Source organism: Nitrospira sp. (assembly GCA_005116745.1).
Classification (GTDB): Bacteria; Nitrospirota; Nitrospiria; order Nitrospirales; family Nitrospiraceae; genus Nitrospira_D.
In genome coordinates this window covers 90,666-107,797 of the sequence record SWDS01000001.1, presented here as the reverse complement: position 1 = coordinate 107,797, position 17,132 = coordinate 90,666, and the positions used below count along the sequence as shown (strand labels likewise).

General features: G+C 56.2%; 16 protein-coding genes and 2 pseudogenes. 9 read left to right on the top strand and 9 right to left on the bottom strand.

The window, feature by feature from the left end; all coding sequences use genetic code 11:
* Positions 1–22 precede the first annotated feature (22 nt).
* The 7 genes from E8D52_00545 to E8D52_00515 all read right to left on the bottom strand — a co-directional run bounded on the left by E8D52_00545 (position 23) and on the right by E8D52_00515 (position 6,011).
* Positions 23–982 carry a universal stress protein gene (locus tag E8D52_00545; protein ID TKB70619.1) on the bottom strand — a complete coding sequence of 320 codons (960 nt, stop codon included), beginning with the start codon at positions 980–982 and terminating at the stop codon, positions 23–25.
* On the bottom strand, positions 921–2,168 hold the full coding sequence (locus E8D52_00540; protein ID TKB70618.1) for a 6-phosphofructokinase: 1,248 nt from the start codon (positions 2,166–2,168) through the stop codon (positions 921–923). Before E8D52_00540 ends, E8D52_00545 begins: the two co-directional genes overlap by 62 nt.
* A 106-nt stretch (positions 2,169–2,274) precedes the next feature.
* On the bottom strand, positions 2,275–3,666 hold the full coding sequence (locus E8D52_00535; protein TKB70617.1) for a hypothetical protein: 1,392 nt from the start codon (positions 3,664–3,666) through the stop codon (positions 2,275–2,277).
* Positions 3,650–3,874, bottom strand: a complete 225-nt coding sequence (locus tag E8D52_00530; protein TKB70616.1) for a DUF2934 domain-containing protein — start codon at positions 3,872–3,874, stop codon at positions 3,650–3,652. Before E8D52_00530 ends, E8D52_00535 begins: the two co-directional genes overlap by 17 nt.
* Positions 3,875–3,888: 14 nt before the next feature.
* Positions 3,889–4,902 (bottom strand): universal stress protein, encoded by a 1,014-nt coding sequence (locus E8D52_00525; GenBank protein ID TKB70615.1) that lies wholly within the window; start codon positions 4,900–4,902, stop codon positions 3,889–3,891.
* Entirely contained in the window at positions 4,842–5,231 is a 390-nt protein-coding gene (locus tag E8D52_00520) for a hypothetical protein (GenBank protein TKB70918.1), read from the bottom strand. Before E8D52_00520 ends, E8D52_00525 begins: the two co-directional genes overlap by 61 nt.
* 72 nt (positions 5,232–5,303) lie before the next feature.
* Positions 5,304–6,011: a universal stress protein gene (locus E8D52_00515; GenBank protein ID TKB70614.1), complete on the bottom strand. Its 708-nt coding sequence runs from the start codon at positions 6,009–6,011 to the stop codon at positions 5,304–5,306.
* Positions 6,012–6,245: 234 nt separating this feature from the next.
* Here E8D52_00515 and E8D52_00510 point away from each other — a divergent pair, with 234 nt between their 5' ends.
* The 8 genes and pseudogenes from E8D52_00510 (at position 6,246) to E8D52_00475 (ending at position 11,962) form a co-directional block, all read left to right on the top strand.
* On the top strand, positions 6,246–7,109 hold the full coding sequence (locus tag E8D52_00510; protein ID TKB70613.1) for a universal stress protein: 864 nt from the start codon (positions 6,246–6,248) through the stop codon (positions 7,107–7,109).
* A gap of 19 nt (positions 7,110–7,128) precedes the next feature.
* Positions 7,129–7,293, top strand: a complete 165-nt coding sequence (locus tag E8D52_00505; protein TKB70612.1) for a zinc ribbon domain-containing protein — start codon at positions 7,129–7,131, stop codon at positions 7,291–7,293.
* 140 nt (positions 7,294–7,433) lie between these two features.
* The gene (locus E8D52_00500; GenBank protein TKB70611.1) at positions 7,434–7,835 is read left to right on the top strand and encodes a cytochrome c; all 402 of its coding nucleotides are present in this window, start codon (positions 7,434–7,436) and stop codon (positions 7,833–7,835) included.
* A gap of 220 nt (positions 7,836–8,055) precedes the next feature.
* Positions 8,056–9,510 carry a pentapeptide repeat-containing protein gene (locus E8D52_00495; GenBank protein ID TKB70610.1) on the top strand — a complete coding sequence of 485 codons (1,455 nt, stop codon included), beginning with the start codon at positions 8,056–8,058 and terminating at the stop codon, positions 9,508–9,510.
* 86 nt (positions 9,511–9,596) lie between these two features.
* A pseudogene (locus tag E8D52_00490) lies at positions 9,597–10,128 on the top strand (alpha/beta hydrolase).
* A 187-nt stretch (positions 10,129–10,315) separates the two neighbouring features.
* Entirely contained in the window at positions 10,316–11,452 is a 1,137-nt protein-coding gene (locus tag E8D52_00485) for a Fic family protein (protein ID TKB70609.1), read from the top strand.
* Positions 11,453–11,523: 71 nt separating this feature from the next.
* Entirely contained in the window at positions 11,524–11,802 is a 279-nt protein-coding gene (locus E8D52_00480) for a type II toxin-antitoxin system MqsA family antitoxin (GenBank protein ID TKB70608.1), read from the top strand.
* Positions 11,803–11,857: 55 nt separating this feature from the next.
* Positions 11,858–11,962 (top strand): annotated as a pseudogene (locus E8D52_00475) (alpha/beta hydrolase).
* Positions 11,963–12,058: 96 nt separating this feature from the next.
* Here the strand turns inward: E8D52_00475 and E8D52_00470 are convergent.
* Entirely contained in the window at positions 12,059–12,979 is a 921-nt protein-coding gene (locus E8D52_00470; GenBank protein TKB70607.1) for a hypothetical protein, read from the bottom strand.
* 37 nt (positions 12,980–13,016) lie between these two features.
* Complete coding sequence (locus E8D52_00465) at positions 13,017–16,652, bottom strand: helicase SNF2 (GenBank protein ID TKB70606.1); 3,636 nt, start codon at positions 16,650–16,652, stop codon at positions 13,017–13,019.
* Between the two features lie 226 nt (positions 16,653–16,878).
* Here E8D52_00465 and E8D52_00460 point away from each other — a divergent pair, with 226 nt between their 5' ends.
* Positions 16,879–17,058: a hypothetical protein gene (locus tag E8D52_00460; GenBank protein TKB70605.1), complete on the top strand. Its 180-nt coding sequence runs from the start codon at positions 16,879–16,881 to the stop codon at positions 17,056–17,058.
* Positions 17,059–17,132 lie beyond the last annotated feature (74 nt).

Here is a 17,132-nt window from a genome sequence, read left to right as displayed (position 1 = left end):
AGCCACCCCCTACTTTTGATCTTCAGCGGACCACGAGCACTCCACAGTGGGCATGCTGCACCACGCGGGTAGAGACGCTGCCAAGCAGCACTCGGCGGATTGCGCCCAGCCCCTTTGCTCCGGTCACAATCAGATCCGCCTTCTCCTGTTTGGCCACTGTCAGAATCTCGTCTGCCGGCTTCCCCAGCCTCAAGACTTCACGGATCTGGAAGCCTGATTTCGAGAGCTTAGCACCATAGCGCTGGACCAGCGCTTTCCCGGCTTCTTTTACTTCTGGATACTTAAAATAGGGCACGGCATGTATCACGGTCACCACGACTGGTTCACGATCCAGACCATCGGGTGTCGGGTTGACGTTGCGAATCAGGAACTTAACCGCCTTATCTGAGGCTGACGAACCATCAATTGCTAAAACCAGATGCCGTACAGGCCGAGGACTCTCTTTCACCACCAGTACAGAACAAGGTGCATGGTGAATAGCATGATTCGAGATGCTGCCCAGCATAAAGCGGTCTAAGGCATCCAAGCCTCGGGACCCGATCGACAGAAGTCCGACCCCACGCTGCGCATGCTTCATGATCGTCGCTGCCACCGCGCCCTGGTCGGTCGTCACGGTCCCGCTCAAGCCAAGCGTTGACAACAAACCCTCCGACTCTTTCTTAGTGGATTTGGCCACTGCCTCCATCCGCTTGACTTCGGACTGAATGTACCGTCCGGTCCCGACGATCGCCGGCTGGGTCATAAAGGGAGCCCGAACGCTCGCCACATCGATGATATGCAGCACACGAACGACCGGCTGCACCGCGAACGGCATCTCCGCTAACCACTCGATCGCCCACTTGCCATGTTTCGACCCATCAACTGTCGCAAGAATCTTCATGTCGGATATCCTTTTGTTCGACGAGATGTATCTATGTTGTTCAAAGGACTGGCTCGAACCGTTCTCGGAACGCTTCAGGAGACAGGCCAACCAAGGCAGCATAACGGCCCAGCGCGTCCTGATTGTTCACATCGGCCTCCGTGAGCCGAATCATGTATTGCCGGGCGATCTTGTAGGACTGGGAATCGATATCCACCATCCTCACTTTGGTCCGTCCGGTGGAGGGATCCACCATCTGCTTGAATGGAATCGGGGTGAACCGGCCACTCTGAATCGAGACCATGGCCGATGTCCCGTCTTCAAATAGATATTGGGCGGCACAGTAGCCAAGATCTCGGGTATACTCAATATCGTAAGGAATCGGATCAGCGCAACGAAGTTCATACCCGACATCCTTCGCCACCAGTGTTGTAGGAAGGCCCAGTGAGCGCAGCTGCTTCGTGAGTTCACGCCGCAAGACTTCCCCCACATCAATCTCGCTCATTCTCAAGTGGCCATGTTCGTCTCGTTCAACATGTTCTAACCCACCAAGATCGCAAGGATCGATGATTTCAATCAGTCCTTCGGCCAGCACCGCGACCCCATCGGATCGACCGTGGGCTAACCGCTTCACGATAGCCCCGATCAAGAGATCGATGATCCGTTGAAGTTTCACCGGACGTTCCCGAAACTCCTCCGGAATAATCGTCAGCGTAGCCCCGGCGGCTTTCCCAATGCCCAATGCAAGATGGCCGGCCTTGCGCCCCATGGTCACCACTAAATACCAGCGTGTCGTGGTACGGGCATCAACCATCAGACTCCTCACGATTTCGACCCCGCCATGCCGCGCTGTTTGAAACCCGAACGTTGGAACCCCGTATGGAAGACTCAGATCATTGTCGATCGTCTTGGGAACGTGGATGACTTGCAGCTGTCCTCCTGCCCGTTCCTCCAGCTTCATCGCTGAAAACGCAGTGTCATCCCCGCCGATCGTAATCAATCGCGTCACACCCAGCCTCGACAAGGAGGACAACACGTTATCGAGATGTTCCTTTGTTTTTGTCGGGTTTGCGCGTGACGTACCCAAATAGGACCCGCCGTGGAAATGAATCCGACTGACATCCTCAATCGAAAGCGGCCTGACCTGTCCTGTCGTCCCTTCCATGAGCCATTTGAACCCATCGATAAGCCCGAGCACATCCGAGCCTCCGAGAATACTGTGGATCGTGGCGGCGCTGATCACACTATTGATCCCGGGAGCCGGCCCACCACCGACTAATATACCGACTATCGGACGTTGCCCTGTCATCGATCCCTCCCTAGAGAATTTCCCATCAGCCCTCCTCTGATTTCTTCATCATCTGTGGGCTGGCAGTATACTCCATCTCATCAAGAGGTAAGCGGTGGGGCTCGAATTACTCTGGCAGTTCGTCCAAGCCCACATGGGCGCGAAGACGATTGTAATCGAACGCCGGTCGGCCACATCGCCAACGGCCTGGATCATGCTGGGCCATTTCATCGATAAGGGTACCGACCTTGCCACGCATAGCGGCAGATGCGGCGGCATGTCGCGGCGTGTGCCCGCCGAGTTCGAGGTGGGGCTGATCCGACCACTCCAAGTAGGCTTTTTCCAGAAACTGCTTGAGCAGCGTATAGTCCTCTTCCGATGCCACGACCAACGGCGGCGGTTCATCGGACATGAGCTCGGCTATCGATAATTGCCACGCAGGCGGTACGAGCGTCTCACCTCTGAAATGCAGTGAAAATCCAAACGAGGCCGCGAGTCGATGCTTGATCTGGTCAAGTCTCGCTGGGCTGTCGCATTCCACGATGAGCTGGGACGACGTCAGCGTCACCCTCGCGACAATAGAGTCAGTCCCGCTGCCCCCGTCCCGCTGCACCCATGTGCGAGCCGGAGGAATCTCGTCGGTCTGGCCTTGCCTTCTACCCTGAGGCGCCGTCTGCTCCGGCTTAAGCTCGCTCATCTCGGACAATCCATCGACAAAGAACCGATACTCATGGTGATCGTACAGAGCCACAGTATAGAGATAGGGCTGGCCATCGGGACGGCGATAGCGAATATGGCCGACGGCATCCACCAACGCGTCCGTGCGGAGTTGCGCGAACGCCCAGAGCAGCATATACCCGAAACGCTTGGTAAACTCCCTCCACTCCCCTAATGCAAAGGATCCGGTGGTCAGCTCCATTTCTCTGCGCCATTCCGCAGTCCTCTCGAGCAGCGCGTTAGCATCAGCCTGGGACAAGACGATTCCGCAGCCGGCCCACACTGCCTTGCCTGATTTGCCACCATCCGGAGTGCCAACGAGGCGGGTCAGTAACACCCGGCCTGCCGCAAGATCCTTGAGGGATTCATGGCCGGGAACCAGCAATGTGGTTCGATCTCCGAGCGACCGCACAGTGAGATCTTCCCCTGGCTTCGGCAAGGAAGTCAGTTCCAGCACATCGAAATAGGAATGTTTCAAGGGATCGAGCCACTGCCGTTCTTCATTGGGGATGTGTTCGGTGATCACATCCCGTAACTGTTCGATCAGCGTCAATTGCCCGTCTTCAGGATAGAAATCACAGAGAAGAAACAGGTTGGCGAGTTCGGTTTCTTGAGTGAGCGGTGCGACGAGTCTGCCCACAGTGCCCCCCAGGTAGAGTCTCAACGCCCGCGCCAGCGCCATCTCTCGCTGCAGGGCGAATTCCGGCTTGAGCGACAGCGATTCGAGCCGCGCGAGAATCGCATCCAGAGCCGCAGGCCGTGGAGCCCAGAATCCCGTTGCTTGTTCACTCGCGGGATTCATGTATTTCTTCCATGACGATTACTTCCGCGTCGAGCCAATCTCGAAACGCGTTGCCATCTTGACGTCCGCGCTGTTCCCACAGTTCGTACGCTTTCTGCGAAATCCGTTCCCACATGCCATCCGGCAATTCGATGGGTTTCTCGGCTCGTCTTGTCTTGGAGACGACTCGACCTTTGGCTTTACTAGTTATTGTTTTTCGCGTTCGCATGACTTGCTCCTGGGTTACACAGTGGGCGGCATCGATAGTCCCGAGAGGATACGACGATGGTCTGGCGGTAACTTCAGGCTCCGTACGGTGAGAACAGGGCAGGAGGATCTCCGTAGAACGGACTCCGTGACACTGCCGAACAACGCATGAGACACCCCCCGGCGGCCATGCGTCCCCATCACAATCACATCAACCGATTGGGCTCGAGCCGCATCAAGGATGGAATCGGCCGGCAGCCCGCCCGAAATCAAGAAGTCGGATACAAGGCCGAGGGAAGTGAGCGCGGAGACGAAATCCGATAGCCGCTTCGTAATGGCTGTCTTGCTCGATTCCCTATGAGCCATTTGGGGCAGCGTAAAGTCTAACCCGTACGACACCGGCTCTAGCACATGAAAGAGCTTCAATGAGGTTTTCCATCGTTGTGCGATCAACGCTCCATACTCCAGTGCGTCACGTGAGCAATCTGAGAAGTCGACCGGCACGAGCATTCTCGTGAAGGTGGCCTTCAGACGTTCCCCTGCGCGCTGCTTCCCCGCCGGGACGGTCAACACGGGACAGGGTGCCATGCGAATGATTCGCTCAGCCGTGCTTCCCAGTAAAACGTGCTCGAGACCGGTCTTCCCTCTCGTCCCAACCACGACCAGATCTGCGTCTTCAGCCCCTGCAACGGCCAACACTTCTTCACTTGGGATTCCGGTTGCAATGCGAGACTGGGCTAAGAGCCCAAGGCCGCCCGCCCGTGCTGTTACGTCCACCAGTCTGGTTGTTGTCTCCTGCATCAATTCATCGAGGTACAATCGATTCACCGCATAGTCCGGGTTCATCCCCGGAGGAAACTCCAGAACGCTCATCACGGTCAGCGAGGCCCCCCACGATTGGGCGAGCGCACAGGCATAGGCCTCTGCCCGCACCGATCCCTGTGACCCATCAGTGGCCAAGAGAATTCTCAGCCCCCCTGCTGGCACACTCACACTGCCTCCGCACTTAATAGAAGTAACTCTCCGCTCATCGTCGGGTGAATCGAGCATCGAAAGACATGCCGGCCTGGTCGCGTCATGTCAAATCGAATCGTGGCGTCCTGTTTCGGATCGAGATAGACTCCCCCCACCCCACGGCCATAGACGATCACGCCGTCCTTTTCAATCTGTGTCGGAATCCCTTCAAACATGGTCGAGCTGAAATCGTGTCGCTCCGCATCATCATTCCGTACCTTGATGACGGTAGGAAACCCCAAGCGTAACGGGCTTTGCTTCGTCACAAAACGAGAATCCTTGATCGTCACGTCCACCACTTGTTCGGATTGCGCCAGGAGAACCGACCCATACATCCAGGCTAGACAGACCATGGAGAGAACCATTCCCAACCTGCGCCACTGTACCAAACTTGCCCCAATCGTCATCAGATCCTCCATCTGCCAATTAACTATTGATCAACGCGTGGACTTCCGCTGTGGCGCGGATGCCTCAAGCGGCACGGTCAAGACAGGACATCCGGCTGTGCGAACGACCTTTTCTGCCGTGCTGCCAAAGAAAATCCTGTCCACACTGCCGGACCGACCGCCGTAGCTTCCTATCACGACCAGATCGATATCCCCCGTGCGCGCAACTTTGGCGATCTCGACGAAGGGCACCCCCTCCACGATCAGGCGTGTGATCTTCACATCCGTGGCTACTTTCGACTCCAACAACTGCCTCACTTTTAGACGGGCATGATGGCGTAAGCGGCGGCGCTGTGGCGCGGCATCGGATGGAACAGCCAGCAAACCCAATCGATTGAATGCAGCAAGCGCACTGGTGTCGATCACGTGCAGAACAAGCACTGCCGCCCCACACAGTCGAGCGAGCTGACAGGCGACCCGAAATGCTTCATCTGAACAGGGGGAAAAATCAACCGGAACCAGTATGGTCTCGAAGAGATTTGTCTCCTTCCCCATGAACGATCCTCCTGGCGAATAATTGAGCAAGGGCGATGCCATTCGCCAAACACGGTCAGGGATGGTGGAGAGCTCGGGGAAACCACAGGTTTGCAGTTCTTTGCCTTCACGATGGGCGCTTGGCCATTGATTCCGTCTCCAAGAGAAGTGGCGCTCTGCTACAGAAGTCATTCGCCTGCTGTGGCAGAAGGCGCCAGAAGGCATGAAGGATAAGCGGTTAGGGGCAAGGGAATTTCGCAACAATATGTCTTTCCCTCTTCACTCCTTATCCCTGACGATCTTCTCCTTGAACGGCATTGGACTTGCTGAAGACCATCTTCAGTAGGGGGGAAAGCATGACACGTGCACAGTGGCTCCTGCTCGGAGCAGTGGGCTTTGGTCTCGCGATTGTAATCTACGTCATTTTCTTCTGTCTGGCAGATTGTCAATGAGGTTCTTATGAAGCTCTTACTTGCAGTGGATGGTTCAGACCATTCCTATGAAGCCGTGCGCGCCTTGAAATACTTAGCTCGTGCCGAGGAACTGCACCTCGTGCATGTGCTTGATGTTCCGAGTCCAGCCTATCCCATGATGATTCCGGAGGTAGCACAAGAACTGTACGAATCGGTCGAGCGCAACATGCGCGACGACGGGACTCGCTTGTTGGATCGCATCGTGTCCTTGCTGCCATTAGATGCCGGACCGGTCACGAAGCATTTGGTCGTTGGATCTCCGGTGGATCAGATCGTGGCGTTGTCTGAACAGCAAAAGATACACCTCATTCTCTTGGGTGCCAGAGGCCTTGGACCGATCAAGGAGCGGCTCGTTGGAAGTGTCTCCCACCGAGTGCTGACATTCGGATCTGGCGCAAAACTGATTCTTCCTGGCCCCTTAAAAAGGCTTCATCATATCTTGCTTCCCCTGCAAGGGAGCTATGATGCAGACCATGCTCTCTCCTTCCTTCAACAGAAACCCTTTCGTACTCCCCCCACGATTACCCTGTTCACCGTTCTCCCCCATACCAGGCCACCCTGGCCGGTGGATGCGGTCTCGGCCGAGCATATGGAAACCCATTCCCTTGGCAAGGCGAAAGACTTCCTCGACGAGATAGCCGCCAAGCTCAGACCATTGGGCTATCAAACCCGCGTGGCGACTACGTTGAGTACCCCGGTCGAGGGAATTCTTCAGGAAGCCAAGGCCTTGAATCCAGACCTTATTCTCGCAGGATCCCGTGGACGCCGCGGCATCACCCGTATGGTGCTCGGCAGCGTGTCACATGCGCTGTTGCACCAAGGGACCTATCCACTCATGATTGTTGGTTGATAGTCGAAAGGGACGCACCATGCCAATGTACGACTATACGTGCCTCGATTGCGGGAAGGAATCGTTGATCGTGGTAACATTGAATGAGCATGCAGCAGGCGAGGTGGCATGCCCGGCCTGCGGAAGCAAGAAGCTGCAGCAGCTGTTCAGTTCCTTTATCGCTCACACCACGAAGAAGAGTTAGCAGCATGTTGAAAAAGTCCGCCAACGGCGTTCTCGCATCGTTCAGGCCCTCAACGTACCCCAGAGGGTACGCCTCGGCCCCTCTCTCGCTGCGGCCTTGTTGGACGGCCTTTTTGAACACGCTGCAGGACTAGGTGGGTCATGCAATCACAATACACCGAGAATCTATTCTTCATCGTGGGACTGTGGACCCTTCTCGTTCTGATTGGTCTGGTGCTATCTCCTTTGTACGCCCAGGACTATCCGCCGGACATCACACGCGGGAAATCGATCTATCAGCACCACTGTCAGGACTGCCACGGTCTTACCGGTCAAGGAGACGGCCCTACCGCCACTTCCTTGAAAGTCCCACCGGCTGATTTTCAGCGCTTCCGGTCATTCCTAAAATCCGATGAAGAGTTACTGCGAACGATCGAGCACGGTGTGGTCTTCAGCCCAATGCATTCTTGGCGCGGCCAGCTCACCGACGAAGAAATGCAAGACGCCGTGGCGTACATACGCCTTCTGTCGCAAGAAGGACGATCATCGATCTACTCAAGGTGAGGCTACGATTCACTTGACCCTGGAGAACTATCGTCAACGGTTTCAGGCACCCGGTCTTCCCATTGCTCTGATCAGTATGCGCTGCCGCACCCTGCTTGCTTATCAACCTTGGCCGAAGGGCGCCGATGGAACGGGTTCCTGAATCCCTGCGAGCGCTTGAACCTGTGACAATCGGATTCCCACGGCCTTGCAACGCCTAGCCTTGAAGGTCAAACCCAGGATGTACCACCGAAGGAGACACGAGATGAACCGCCTTTCCTTACCGACCGTCATTGTAGGGATGATCATCCTCATCGGACTTCCCGCCTCATGGGCCGGAGCGGCAGGCTCACCTGCTTCTAACACGACGTCGCTCGCGGTTCCCCTCTGTAAGAGCGCTTACAAGCAGAAGCCTGTCCCGGCCAAGACATTACAGACCCTCGTGCGTTCGCATGAACGATGGGTGGAGTATCGGGGCAACCCTGATGCCAAAAGGATGGAGCTCTGCCAAGCGGATCTGAGCCGGGCAGCACTCGCGGGAGCGAATCTCGAACGGGCCGATCTGGAGGGTACGGTCCTGCGTCAAGCGAAGCTGGCTCAGGTCAACCTGGCTCAGGCTAGCCTTGCCGGGGCTGACCTCACCAAAGCCCTCCTAGAAGACAGTAATCTCTCCGGAGCCGATCTGCGCCGTGCCCGGCTCACTGGCGCAAATCTCTCCCGAGCCATCGGCGATGAAGCTGCGCTCTTCGACGCTGTCCTGGTCGGCGCCAAACTACGCGAAGCCTCGTTCGAGCGGGCGCAATTTGAGGGCGCCGATCTCACCTCTGCCGACTTGACCGACGGCAACTTCGTCGAGGCGTATTTTTACGGAGCAACCCTGAAAGGTGCGGTCCTGGTGAACACTGATCTGACAGGCGCCGACCTGCGCCGCACCGTCCTGACCAATGCGAATCTGCATCGGGCTAATCTTCAGGGCGCGCTGCTGGACCGTGCGCAATTGGAAGGGGCCCGCCTGATCGAAACCGACATGGAAAGCGCCTATCTGGACGAAGCAAATTTGCGTGACGCAAACCTGAAGGAAGCGATTCTTCGCGGCGCAGACCTTCGGTACGCCAGCCTACATGGCGCAGACCTGCATGACGCGGATTTGGAAGGAGCCAACCTAGAACAGGCCGCTCTGGTCAAGGCGGATGTGCACTCGGCGAAGCTCCGGATGGCTATTCTCTATCACGCCGTCCTCGATGAAGCCGATTTCCTGGATGCGAACCTCACCCGCGCGATCCTTATTGAGGCCAAGGGACTGCGCACCAACTTCATGAACGGCGATCTGAGCGAACTCTACGCTCCGAAATCCTCTTTCCAGCACGCACAGTTCAACAGGGCCACTCTGGAATCGGCCAATTTTGTCGGCGCGGATCTTCGCGGGTCGAATTTCAGCCACTCCAACATGACCCACGCCAACCTTCAGGACACGAACCTACAAGATGCCACATTTGTTTCGGGTAATTTGAGCGGCGCTCGACTAGACTCAGCAGACTTGAGTCGCGCGAACTTCGCGGGAGCCATCCTCTCGTCGGTCATTGGTCTCTCACAGACACAACTGAATGTTGCCTGCGTCGACGACAAGACCAAATTGCCACCTGGGCTCAGCCGTCCGGCTCCCTGCAGCTCCGCAAAGAAAAAGGGACAGCCTTGACATCCCTGCACGAGCACCGCGTCAGGATCACAAAATGGACAATTACCCTGGAGGGCATCCTCGGACTCCCGGTCAGTCCATGCGGCATGGTGGTCTTTGCACATGGGAGTGGTAGTGGGCGATTGAGCCCTCATAACAATTTCGTCGCCCGCCAGTTACAACGAGACGGACTTGCCACGTTGCTGCTCGATTTATTGACCGAAGAAGACGCGGATGATCGGCGCAAGGTATTCGATATCGATCTACTGGCTGGAAGCGGAACCACGGACGAAAGATTGAGAGGTCGGTTATTTCGGGGCCAGCACCGGCGCCGGAGCAGCATTGCAAGCTGCCGCACGAGAGCCAGCGAACGTCAAGGCCGTGGTGTCACGAGGAGGGCGACCGGACCTGGCTGAACCCTATCTACCATCGGTCACAGCTCCGACCCTGTTGATCGTCGGTGGCCATGATGAACCGGTGATTGAGATGAACCAGGCAGCCTACGAACTCCTGACCTGCGAAAAGCAGCTCATCATCGTCCCCGGTGCCACTCACCTCTTCGAGGAACCGGGTACGCTGGAACAGGTGGCGGAACAGGCAAGCAGATGGTTCTTGCACTACTTGCACCTGCTTCCGTAACCACCTTCCATTAAATCGCCATCAGCGTCTTCTCGATTCCGGCACTGGTCGGCCAGTGATTGAATAGCTTTCTCCTAACACCATCCAGACATTTGACATACGTCAAATCTTATATCAAATTGGTGCCACCTATTTGACATAGCGGGAGGCCTTAGTTCAAATCGGAAAGACAGCGACAGGAAAACCTATGAATATCAGTGAATTCAAAGCAGGAGAGTACGAGCAACAATATGAATATCGGAGTTTTTCACCCACATCGATTAACCGGGAATGGATCGTATCCGATCCTGAGATTCTCACTCTCCTGGAGGAGGCTAACCGTCTGATTGGGGAGTTGAACGCGTTTTCTCAGCTCATCCCGGATGTGGATTTCTTCGTCCGAATGCACATCACCAAAGAAGCAACCACCTCCAGCCGTATCGAAGGCACCCAGACCAACATTGAAGAGGCGCTGGTCGGTAAGCTCGATGTCGATCCGGAAAAACGCGATGACTGGCAGGAAATACACAACTATATCGAGGCAATTAATTTCTCCATCAAGCAGTTGCGTCAAATTCCCTTGTCCAACCGCCTCTTGCGCGAGACCCATGCAGTGCTATTACAAGGTGTGCGCGGCAAGCACAAACAGCCAGGAGAATTTCGCACCAGCCAAAACTGGATCGGCATCAGCCTTAAGCACGCCACATTTATCCCTCCCCACCACCAGCATGTGCCGGACCTTATGAGCGATCTTGAGAAGTTCATGCACAACGACCAGATTCATGTCCCGCACCTGATCAAAGTTGCGCTCATGCATTACCAGTTCGAGACGATCCATCCATTTCTTGACGGAAACGGACGCCTAGGCCGCCTGCTCATCGTGCTCTATCTCGTCAGTTTCAACCTTCTGCAAAAGCCCGCGCTGTATCTCTCCGATTTCTTTGAGCGGCACAAGGGCGAGTATTACGATCAACTGATGGCTGTCCGAACGACGCACAAGTTAGAACCATGGCTGCGATTTTTTTTACTCGGCATGCGTGAGACAATCGCCCTCTCTATCCAAGTGTTCAAGGACATTCTGGCGCTGAAAGAACGCATCGAACGCAAGCATATGCCGACGTTCCACGTACGCCGCCAGACCAATGCGCAAACACTCATGCAATCGCTCTACCAGTCTCCGGTGACCACCATCAAGATGGTGACCAACCTCATCCAGGCTGAAACCAACACTGCCGCTGCGCTCATCGATGACTTCGTCAAGCTCGGCATTTTGAAGGAGTTCACCGGTCAGAGGCGTAATCGCCTCTTTATCTTCGATGACTACGTGCGGCTGTTCAAACGGTAGCCCGCACCATTAAAACACCAGGTTGAGAGAACCCTGAGGGTGATTACCATATATATCCCAAAGCCACCAAAATGGACGGATCTCCGCACCAGAGGAACAAAGCCATGACCACCTATGCGGATTGCACCTTCTGTGGCGGCGAGGTGGAAGAACGACATATCAACTACGACTATCGTCGCCGTGATCACTTGCTCATCCTGCGAAACGTTCCAGCAGGTGTTTGCAAACAGTGCGGAGAGAAACATTTCACCCCCGATGTCCTCAGGCGCATGGATCAGAGCTTCCATAAAATTTTCGAACGAGCCCAGCAGCCGGATCAAGTCTTAGACGTACCCGCCGTCAACTTCTGACGTTCCCACCCACTTCTCTTTCACTCAGAGTGGCGTCGCACTACTCGAAGAACTCCTGACTTGCGAAAAGAAGCTCATCGTCGTCCCCAGCGCGACTCACCTCTTCGAAGAACCTGGCACCCTGGAACAGGTGACGGAGAATGCGACGCAATGGTTCTAACAATACCCGTGCACACCCTCGTAACGGATTTCACTCAGCCACGTTGTAACCAGCGGCGAACCCCAAGTCGAATGAGTAAAGGGAATCGACGCAGGTTTAGAATTGACAGGGACTAAAGGAATCCCAATGAGTTCCAATGTATTCGGTAGAATAGCCAAGCATGGCGGGAATTAGGCGATGGTTAATCCTCATCAAGCACTTAGTATAGCCAAAAGACTTTTGCCCTCCTGAACTGCACGGTTGGCCACCGTCCCATAGGGCTTCGTGAAACAAGGCATTTCTTAACCTCACAATCTCGTTGCTCAGACTGCTATTGCACTGCAAACTGTATCGCTCACACATCGCATCAATTCGAAACTTATGTATTGTCTTTTCAACTTGCCCCAGCCCCTTCGCCTGGTTATAGCAGGCGTCAAAAACCATGTAGGCTATCATGAACTTTTCCCAATCCCATTCGTACAGCTCTAATCTGGAAGTCATGTAGAGAATGTTCGTGAAGTGTCTTCTGGTCTCCACAGACCAGTTTTTCCAGACAGAATAGCTTTTTGAGAAGAAGTCAGCAGCCTTATCGTCCCCCACAAGTATGTTGTGTGATTTCTTCATATTGACTCGCCCATCGAACCACCAGTCATGAAATTGCAACCGATAGCCATAGAGGTAACCTGCTAGATACATCAAGAATGCTCCGTCGTTCCTTCTAAGATCGTTATCAATGGGAGCCTGCTTTAACCGAAGCTCATGGGAAACCGGCAACTGATGTAGATGGGCGGGACGTTCAGTTCCCAGAACCTCTTTCCAATCCCATTGATCTTCTGGCAAGAGTTGTCCGGCTAGGATTCTGGGCTCTCCTCGCATTTGTTTTTCGAGCGGAGGATAGACAAACCCGTCAGCGTTTGTAGCTGATCTAACTACAGCAAGCACCTCATTGAAATCTTCGCGCAGCGAGAATGCTCCACCTGAAAACGAAATGGTTCTGTCGATCGGCAAGAACCCAAATTTTCCAAGATTCGTATCCATGTCGCTTGAGTCCAACAACAGCCACAGTCCTCCATGCTCAGGCACTCGGCGAAAGTAGGAAGTCGAAGTCGGCCTTCGTCAGCACGCCTTGCCCGGAGTCTCGCACCACGCCGGCCATGACCGCATCATACAACTCGAGCTTGCGCTGTTTGAGCGCCATCATCTTCTCCTCAATGCTGTGGCGCATGAGAATCCGCACGATCGTGACGGTCTGCTGTTGCCCGATGCGATGCGCGCGGTCCGACGCCTGACGCTCCACCGCCGGATTCCACCAGGGGTCCAGATGAAAGACATAACTCGCTTTGGTGAGATTCAGCCCCTGCCCTCCCGCTTTGAGACTCAAGAGAAACACGCTCGGCTGTTCACTGGTCTGAAACGCTGTCACGCGGGCCTTGCGCGCAGCCGGTGCCGTGGACCCATCCAACCGGTGGTAGGACAGCCCATGCCGAATGCATGCTTCCTGGGCAAGATCCAGAAAACTTGTGAACTGTGAAAATACGAGGGCGCTGTGTCCCTCGTCACGCAAGAGTTGGAGCCGCTCCATCAGAAAGCTGAGCTTAGGCGACGTCTCATTAGCCTGATTCGTGAGAAGGCGAGGCGAAAGACAGACCTGCCGCAGTTTGAGGATGGCCGTGAGCGCGATAAACTGCGCCTGCCCGGAAGTCTTGGTGCGATAGGCGTCGTCGATCGTTGAGCGCACCTGGTCGACCGTCTGTTGATAGAGCGCTTTTTGGCGATCGGTCAACTCGAGGAACATCTCATGCTCGATTTTTGGCGGCAGGTCCTGGAGGGCCTCGGCCTTGGTCCGACGCAGAATAAAGGGCCGCGTCCGTCGCAGCACCCGATCGAGCGTGTGACCCGCCACACGTTTCAGATCGGTTTTGAAGCGATCGTATTCGCCCAGGAGTCCCGGCACACACAGGTCGATCACGGAGAAATACTCGCCGAGATGATTTTCGAGCGGCGTGCCGGTCAACGCGATCTTGAACCGACCCTGGAGCCGACGGACCGCACCCGTCGTGTTCGCCTGAATGTTTTTCACCGCCTGGGCTTCGTCGAACACGATCACATGGAACGCCGTCCGCGCTAAAGTGTCGATATCCCGACGGGCCAACCCATAGGTCGTGAGCACCACCTCGCCGTCCCCGGCATCGAAGGTCCGTTCGCTCCCGCTATACGCATGAACCTTCAAACCTGGTGCGAAGCGCGCCAGCTCCTGTTCCCAGTTGAAAAGAATACTCGTCGGGACGACGACCAGATGGGGGCCCTTCACCCCACAAGCCGTCTTGATACGTCCCTCCTTGATGGCGGCCAGCAGACAGATAGTTTGGAGGGTCTTGCCCAATCCCATATCGTCCGCCAAACAGGCACCGAATCGATGCTCGTAGAGAAATGCCAGCCAGGCGTAGCCGTCATGCTGGTAGGAGCGCACCTTCGCGTGCAGGGTCTTCGGCAACGGCAGCGGCTCGATCCGCTCAAATCCCAGCAAGCGCGCCAACACCGCCTCGTCCTCGGCTGGCAGCGACACAGGAATACCCTGCTCGCGTAGCGCCAGCCAATCAAAGATCTGCAACCGAGGCACACGCACGACGTGCGCTGCTTTCCGATCCTCCGGCGCATCACCTGTGAGACCGATGATCGCGCGCAACCGCTCCATGGTCTGGCCATCCAAGACCCGCAGACCGTTCCCAGTGTCGATCATTCCGCCCTGCCGGATGGCCGCCCGCCACTCCGTCTCATCAATCACCACCCCATCGCAGCGAATCTCCGGCCGGATCTCGAACCAGTCGATCCCGATCCCCTCACGGTCCTGACGTTCCACGTGGACCGCGCAGTCCCACCGAATGGGCCGGAGTGGTTTGTCTTCATACAGCAATGCAATCCCGGCTGCCGCCAGCTTTTCCAACAGCTCCGGCAATCGTTGAAACAGTATGCGGGAATCGATTTTCATCATGTCATACGAGGGCATGCCGTGAAACGCGTCCAGACCGAAGACCTCGAATGGAATCCGGTACAGCAATACTTCGCGGTGTTTGTCGATCGCGTGAAGTGTCCATCGCCTCCCTTCGACCTGCAACCGTACATCTTGACCGGCATACACCGACAGATGGTGTCTCAGCCATTGAGCGGCTTCAAGACGGATGCTCCTCGCCCAATCGCTCTGATCCAGCGCCGTCTTAATGCGGAGATCTCGCTCCTTGGCCTCGCCGACCGTGAGCGACGTGAAGAATAGATCGTAGAGCACACCCTTGCGTTTTTGTGCCCGCAACGGGGCCGATATAGTGCGCCCCTGCTCCAACGCCCGGATGAAGGAAAAGGTCGAGGCACTCGGAATAAACCGGGCGTCACCACGCCGGCATTCCGTCCGTAGCATCCATGCGGCGGTCGGTGCGCCGGCCTCGTCTGGGAGCGGCGCCAGAATCAACGCGTACGACACCTCCTCGCCCACCGACATCGAGTCAGAAGAATGAACCGGCGCCTCTTCCCCATCCGCGCGCAGCAGAAGTTCACGCAAGGTCTTGTCGGCCTGTTTCTGGATCAGATCGATCTGCGCGGACTGGAACTCCTTCCGTGGGACGGTGAACTCCACTTCATAATCAATGCCCTGCCATCGCCCATGGCCCCGACCGTCCGGTAAGGTCACCGCGCACAACGTCCCGACCGGACCGCCCCCAGGATCAGCAGCGTTGGAACCTTGGAAACCGTTGCGTAACGCACGAAACGAAGTCCACCCGCTTTCGTCCTCCAAGCAGAGCAAGCGGCGGCCACTCACGTCGACTACGAAGCCGCGAAACCGAACGATTCTGTCGAGCGCCGTTCCGTCAGCTATGCAGACCGCGCGGATCTTTACGTCATCACCGGCAAGAGCGATCTCGGTTTTGCTCCGACAGGTAACCAACGGGGTCCATTCGAGGGCGATAGATTCCAGGCCGGCTTTCAGCACGATCGGGAACCGGCGCTTAGAGACCTGGAGATAGCGCTGGAAGGGTTCGTCCCCATCATACCCTGACGAAAACCAGGGTAGATTCTGGAGTGGCCGCAACTCGGGAGGTACCGTGGAAACCCATCCTGCGGGAAGCGGCACACCGTTCCGATGGATCACAAGTTGCGGATATGGCCGGCCGACGTTGATCACGATTTCATAGGTCGACCCAGGGAGACCCTCCCCATTCCGCGAGGGGGTCGTCCCCTTGATGGAACCTGTCTCGGCAAGGTCGCCGAGCAACTCAACGCGACGCGCGGCCAGGTGCACTTGTTGCCGATCCGACAATGAGGCCGTCTCGGGCGACAGCAGATGTTTGGTAGTAAAGCAGGCGCAAAGGATATGCTTGCAGAGCCGATCAAAATCCCAGGCCGGACAGTCACAGAACGAAGAGAGAAACCCCTCGTCGAGAGAAAAGAGAACCTCATACAGGCTGGTTCCCTGCACCTGCGCCGTGAGCGTCGCCCCGTCCCTACCCCAAACATAGTGCTGAAGCCGTTGCTGCTGGTAATAGTCATATCCCCTGAGCGCTGTCTCTTTCGGGGCCATCGTGTACAGATCGTTGACGGCGAGAGCTCGAAATGCGGCAACAAGGGCTGCCGAGGCGGGAGTAGGAATGAAGGGGCTTTTCTTCGTGTCAGAAAGGGGGCTCCCCCCCCCTCTGCGACGGGACGCAGGTGTCTTCCTCATGGTGCGACACTATAGCGACCGGGAGAGAGCCTCATCAAGCAGCGTTGGACGATTGCTCGCACAGCTGCATATCGGCGGTTGCAGGAGAAGTGCTCAAGAATACAGTGGGTTAAATTTCTCGGCTCAACGCGGAATCGTGTGAACGATTGTACGTAGTATTGCCCCGGTTCGTAGCTGTAGGATAGCGTTTTCATGTGGTTATACTCCTTGCCGTATGGGAACACCGATGAAGCCTGCACGAACGTTGTGTGAGTTGTATTCGTTTCCTGGGTTCAGCGCGGCCGCGCAGCTCAAGGGTGTTTTCGGTGATCCGGATGTGCGCGTGGTGCGATTGCGGCGTAAAAAAAGACCGGCACCTGTTCGTGCTGTGCCCGGCCTCGCTGCCCGGTCTATGATCGGCGCGTGACGCGGACGCGGGATCTTTCGGCCGGCGGCTTTTGCATCGTGCTGGAGTTCGAGCGGGTTCGCGTAAGCTGTCCG

Excerpts from the sequence above, each read along its gene's own strand:
- E8D52_00530 (TKB70616.1), bottom strand. The coding sequence starts at position 3,874 with ATGCGAACGCGAAAAACAATAACTAGTAAAGCCAAAGGTCGAGTCGTC.
- E8D52_00510 (TKB70613.1), top strand. The coding sequence starts at position 6,246 with ATGAAGCTCTTACTTGCAGTGGATGGTTCAGACCATTCCTATGAAGCC.
- E8D52_00515 (TKB70614.1), bottom strand. The coding sequence starts at position 6,011 with ATGCCTTCTGGCGCCTTCTGCCACAGCAGGCGAATGACTTCTGTAGCA.
- E8D52_00505 (TKB70612.1), top strand. The coding sequence starts at position 7,129 with ATGCCAATGTACGACTATACGTGCCTCGATTGCGGGAAGGAATCGTTG.
- E8D52_00545 (TKB70619.1), bottom strand. The coding sequence starts at position 982 with ATGCTGCCTTGGTTGGCCTGTCTCCTGAAGCGTTCCGAGAACGGTTCG.
- E8D52_00540 (TKB70618.1), bottom strand. The coding sequence starts at position 2,168 with ATGACAGGGCAACGTCCGATAGTCGGTATATTAGTCGGTGGTGGGCCG.
- E8D52_00485 (TKB70609.1), top strand. The coding sequence starts at position 10,316 with ATGAATATCAGTGAATTCAAAGCAGGAGAGTACGAGCAACAATATGAA.
- E8D52_00460 (TKB70605.1), top strand. The coding sequence starts at position 16,879 with ATGAAGCCTGCACGAACGTTGTGTGAGTTGTATTCGTTTCCTGGGTTC.
- E8D52_00535 (TKB70617.1), bottom strand. The coding sequence starts at position 3,666 with ATGAATCCCGCGAGTGAACAAGCAACGGGATTCTGGGCTCCACGGCCT.
- E8D52_00465 (TKB70606.1), bottom strand. The coding sequence starts at position 16,652 with ATGAGGAAGACACCTGCGTCCCGTCGCAGAGGGGGGGGGAGCCCCCTT.
- E8D52_00500 (TKB70611.1), top strand. The coding sequence starts at position 7,434 with ATGCAATCACAATACACCGAGAATCTATTCTTCATCGTGGGACTGTGG.
- E8D52_00525 (TKB70615.1), bottom strand. The coding sequence starts at position 4,902 with ATGCTCGATTCACCCGACGATGAGCGGAGAGTTACTTCTATTAAGTGC.
- E8D52_00470 (TKB70607.1), bottom strand. The coding sequence starts at position 12,979 with ATGGATACGAATCTTGGAAAATTTGGGTTCTTGCCGATCGACAGAACC.
- E8D52_00520 (TKB70918.1), bottom strand. The coding sequence starts at position 5,231 with ATGGTTCTCTCCATGGTCTGTCTAGCCTGGATGTATGGGTCGGTTCTC.
- E8D52_00495 (TKB70610.1), top strand. The coding sequence starts at position 8,056 with ATGTACCACCGAAGGAGACACGAGATGAACCGCCTTTCCTTACCGACC.
- E8D52_00480 (TKB70608.1), top strand. The coding sequence starts at position 11,524 with ATGGACGGATCTCCGCACCAGAGGAACAAAGCCATGACCACCTATGCG.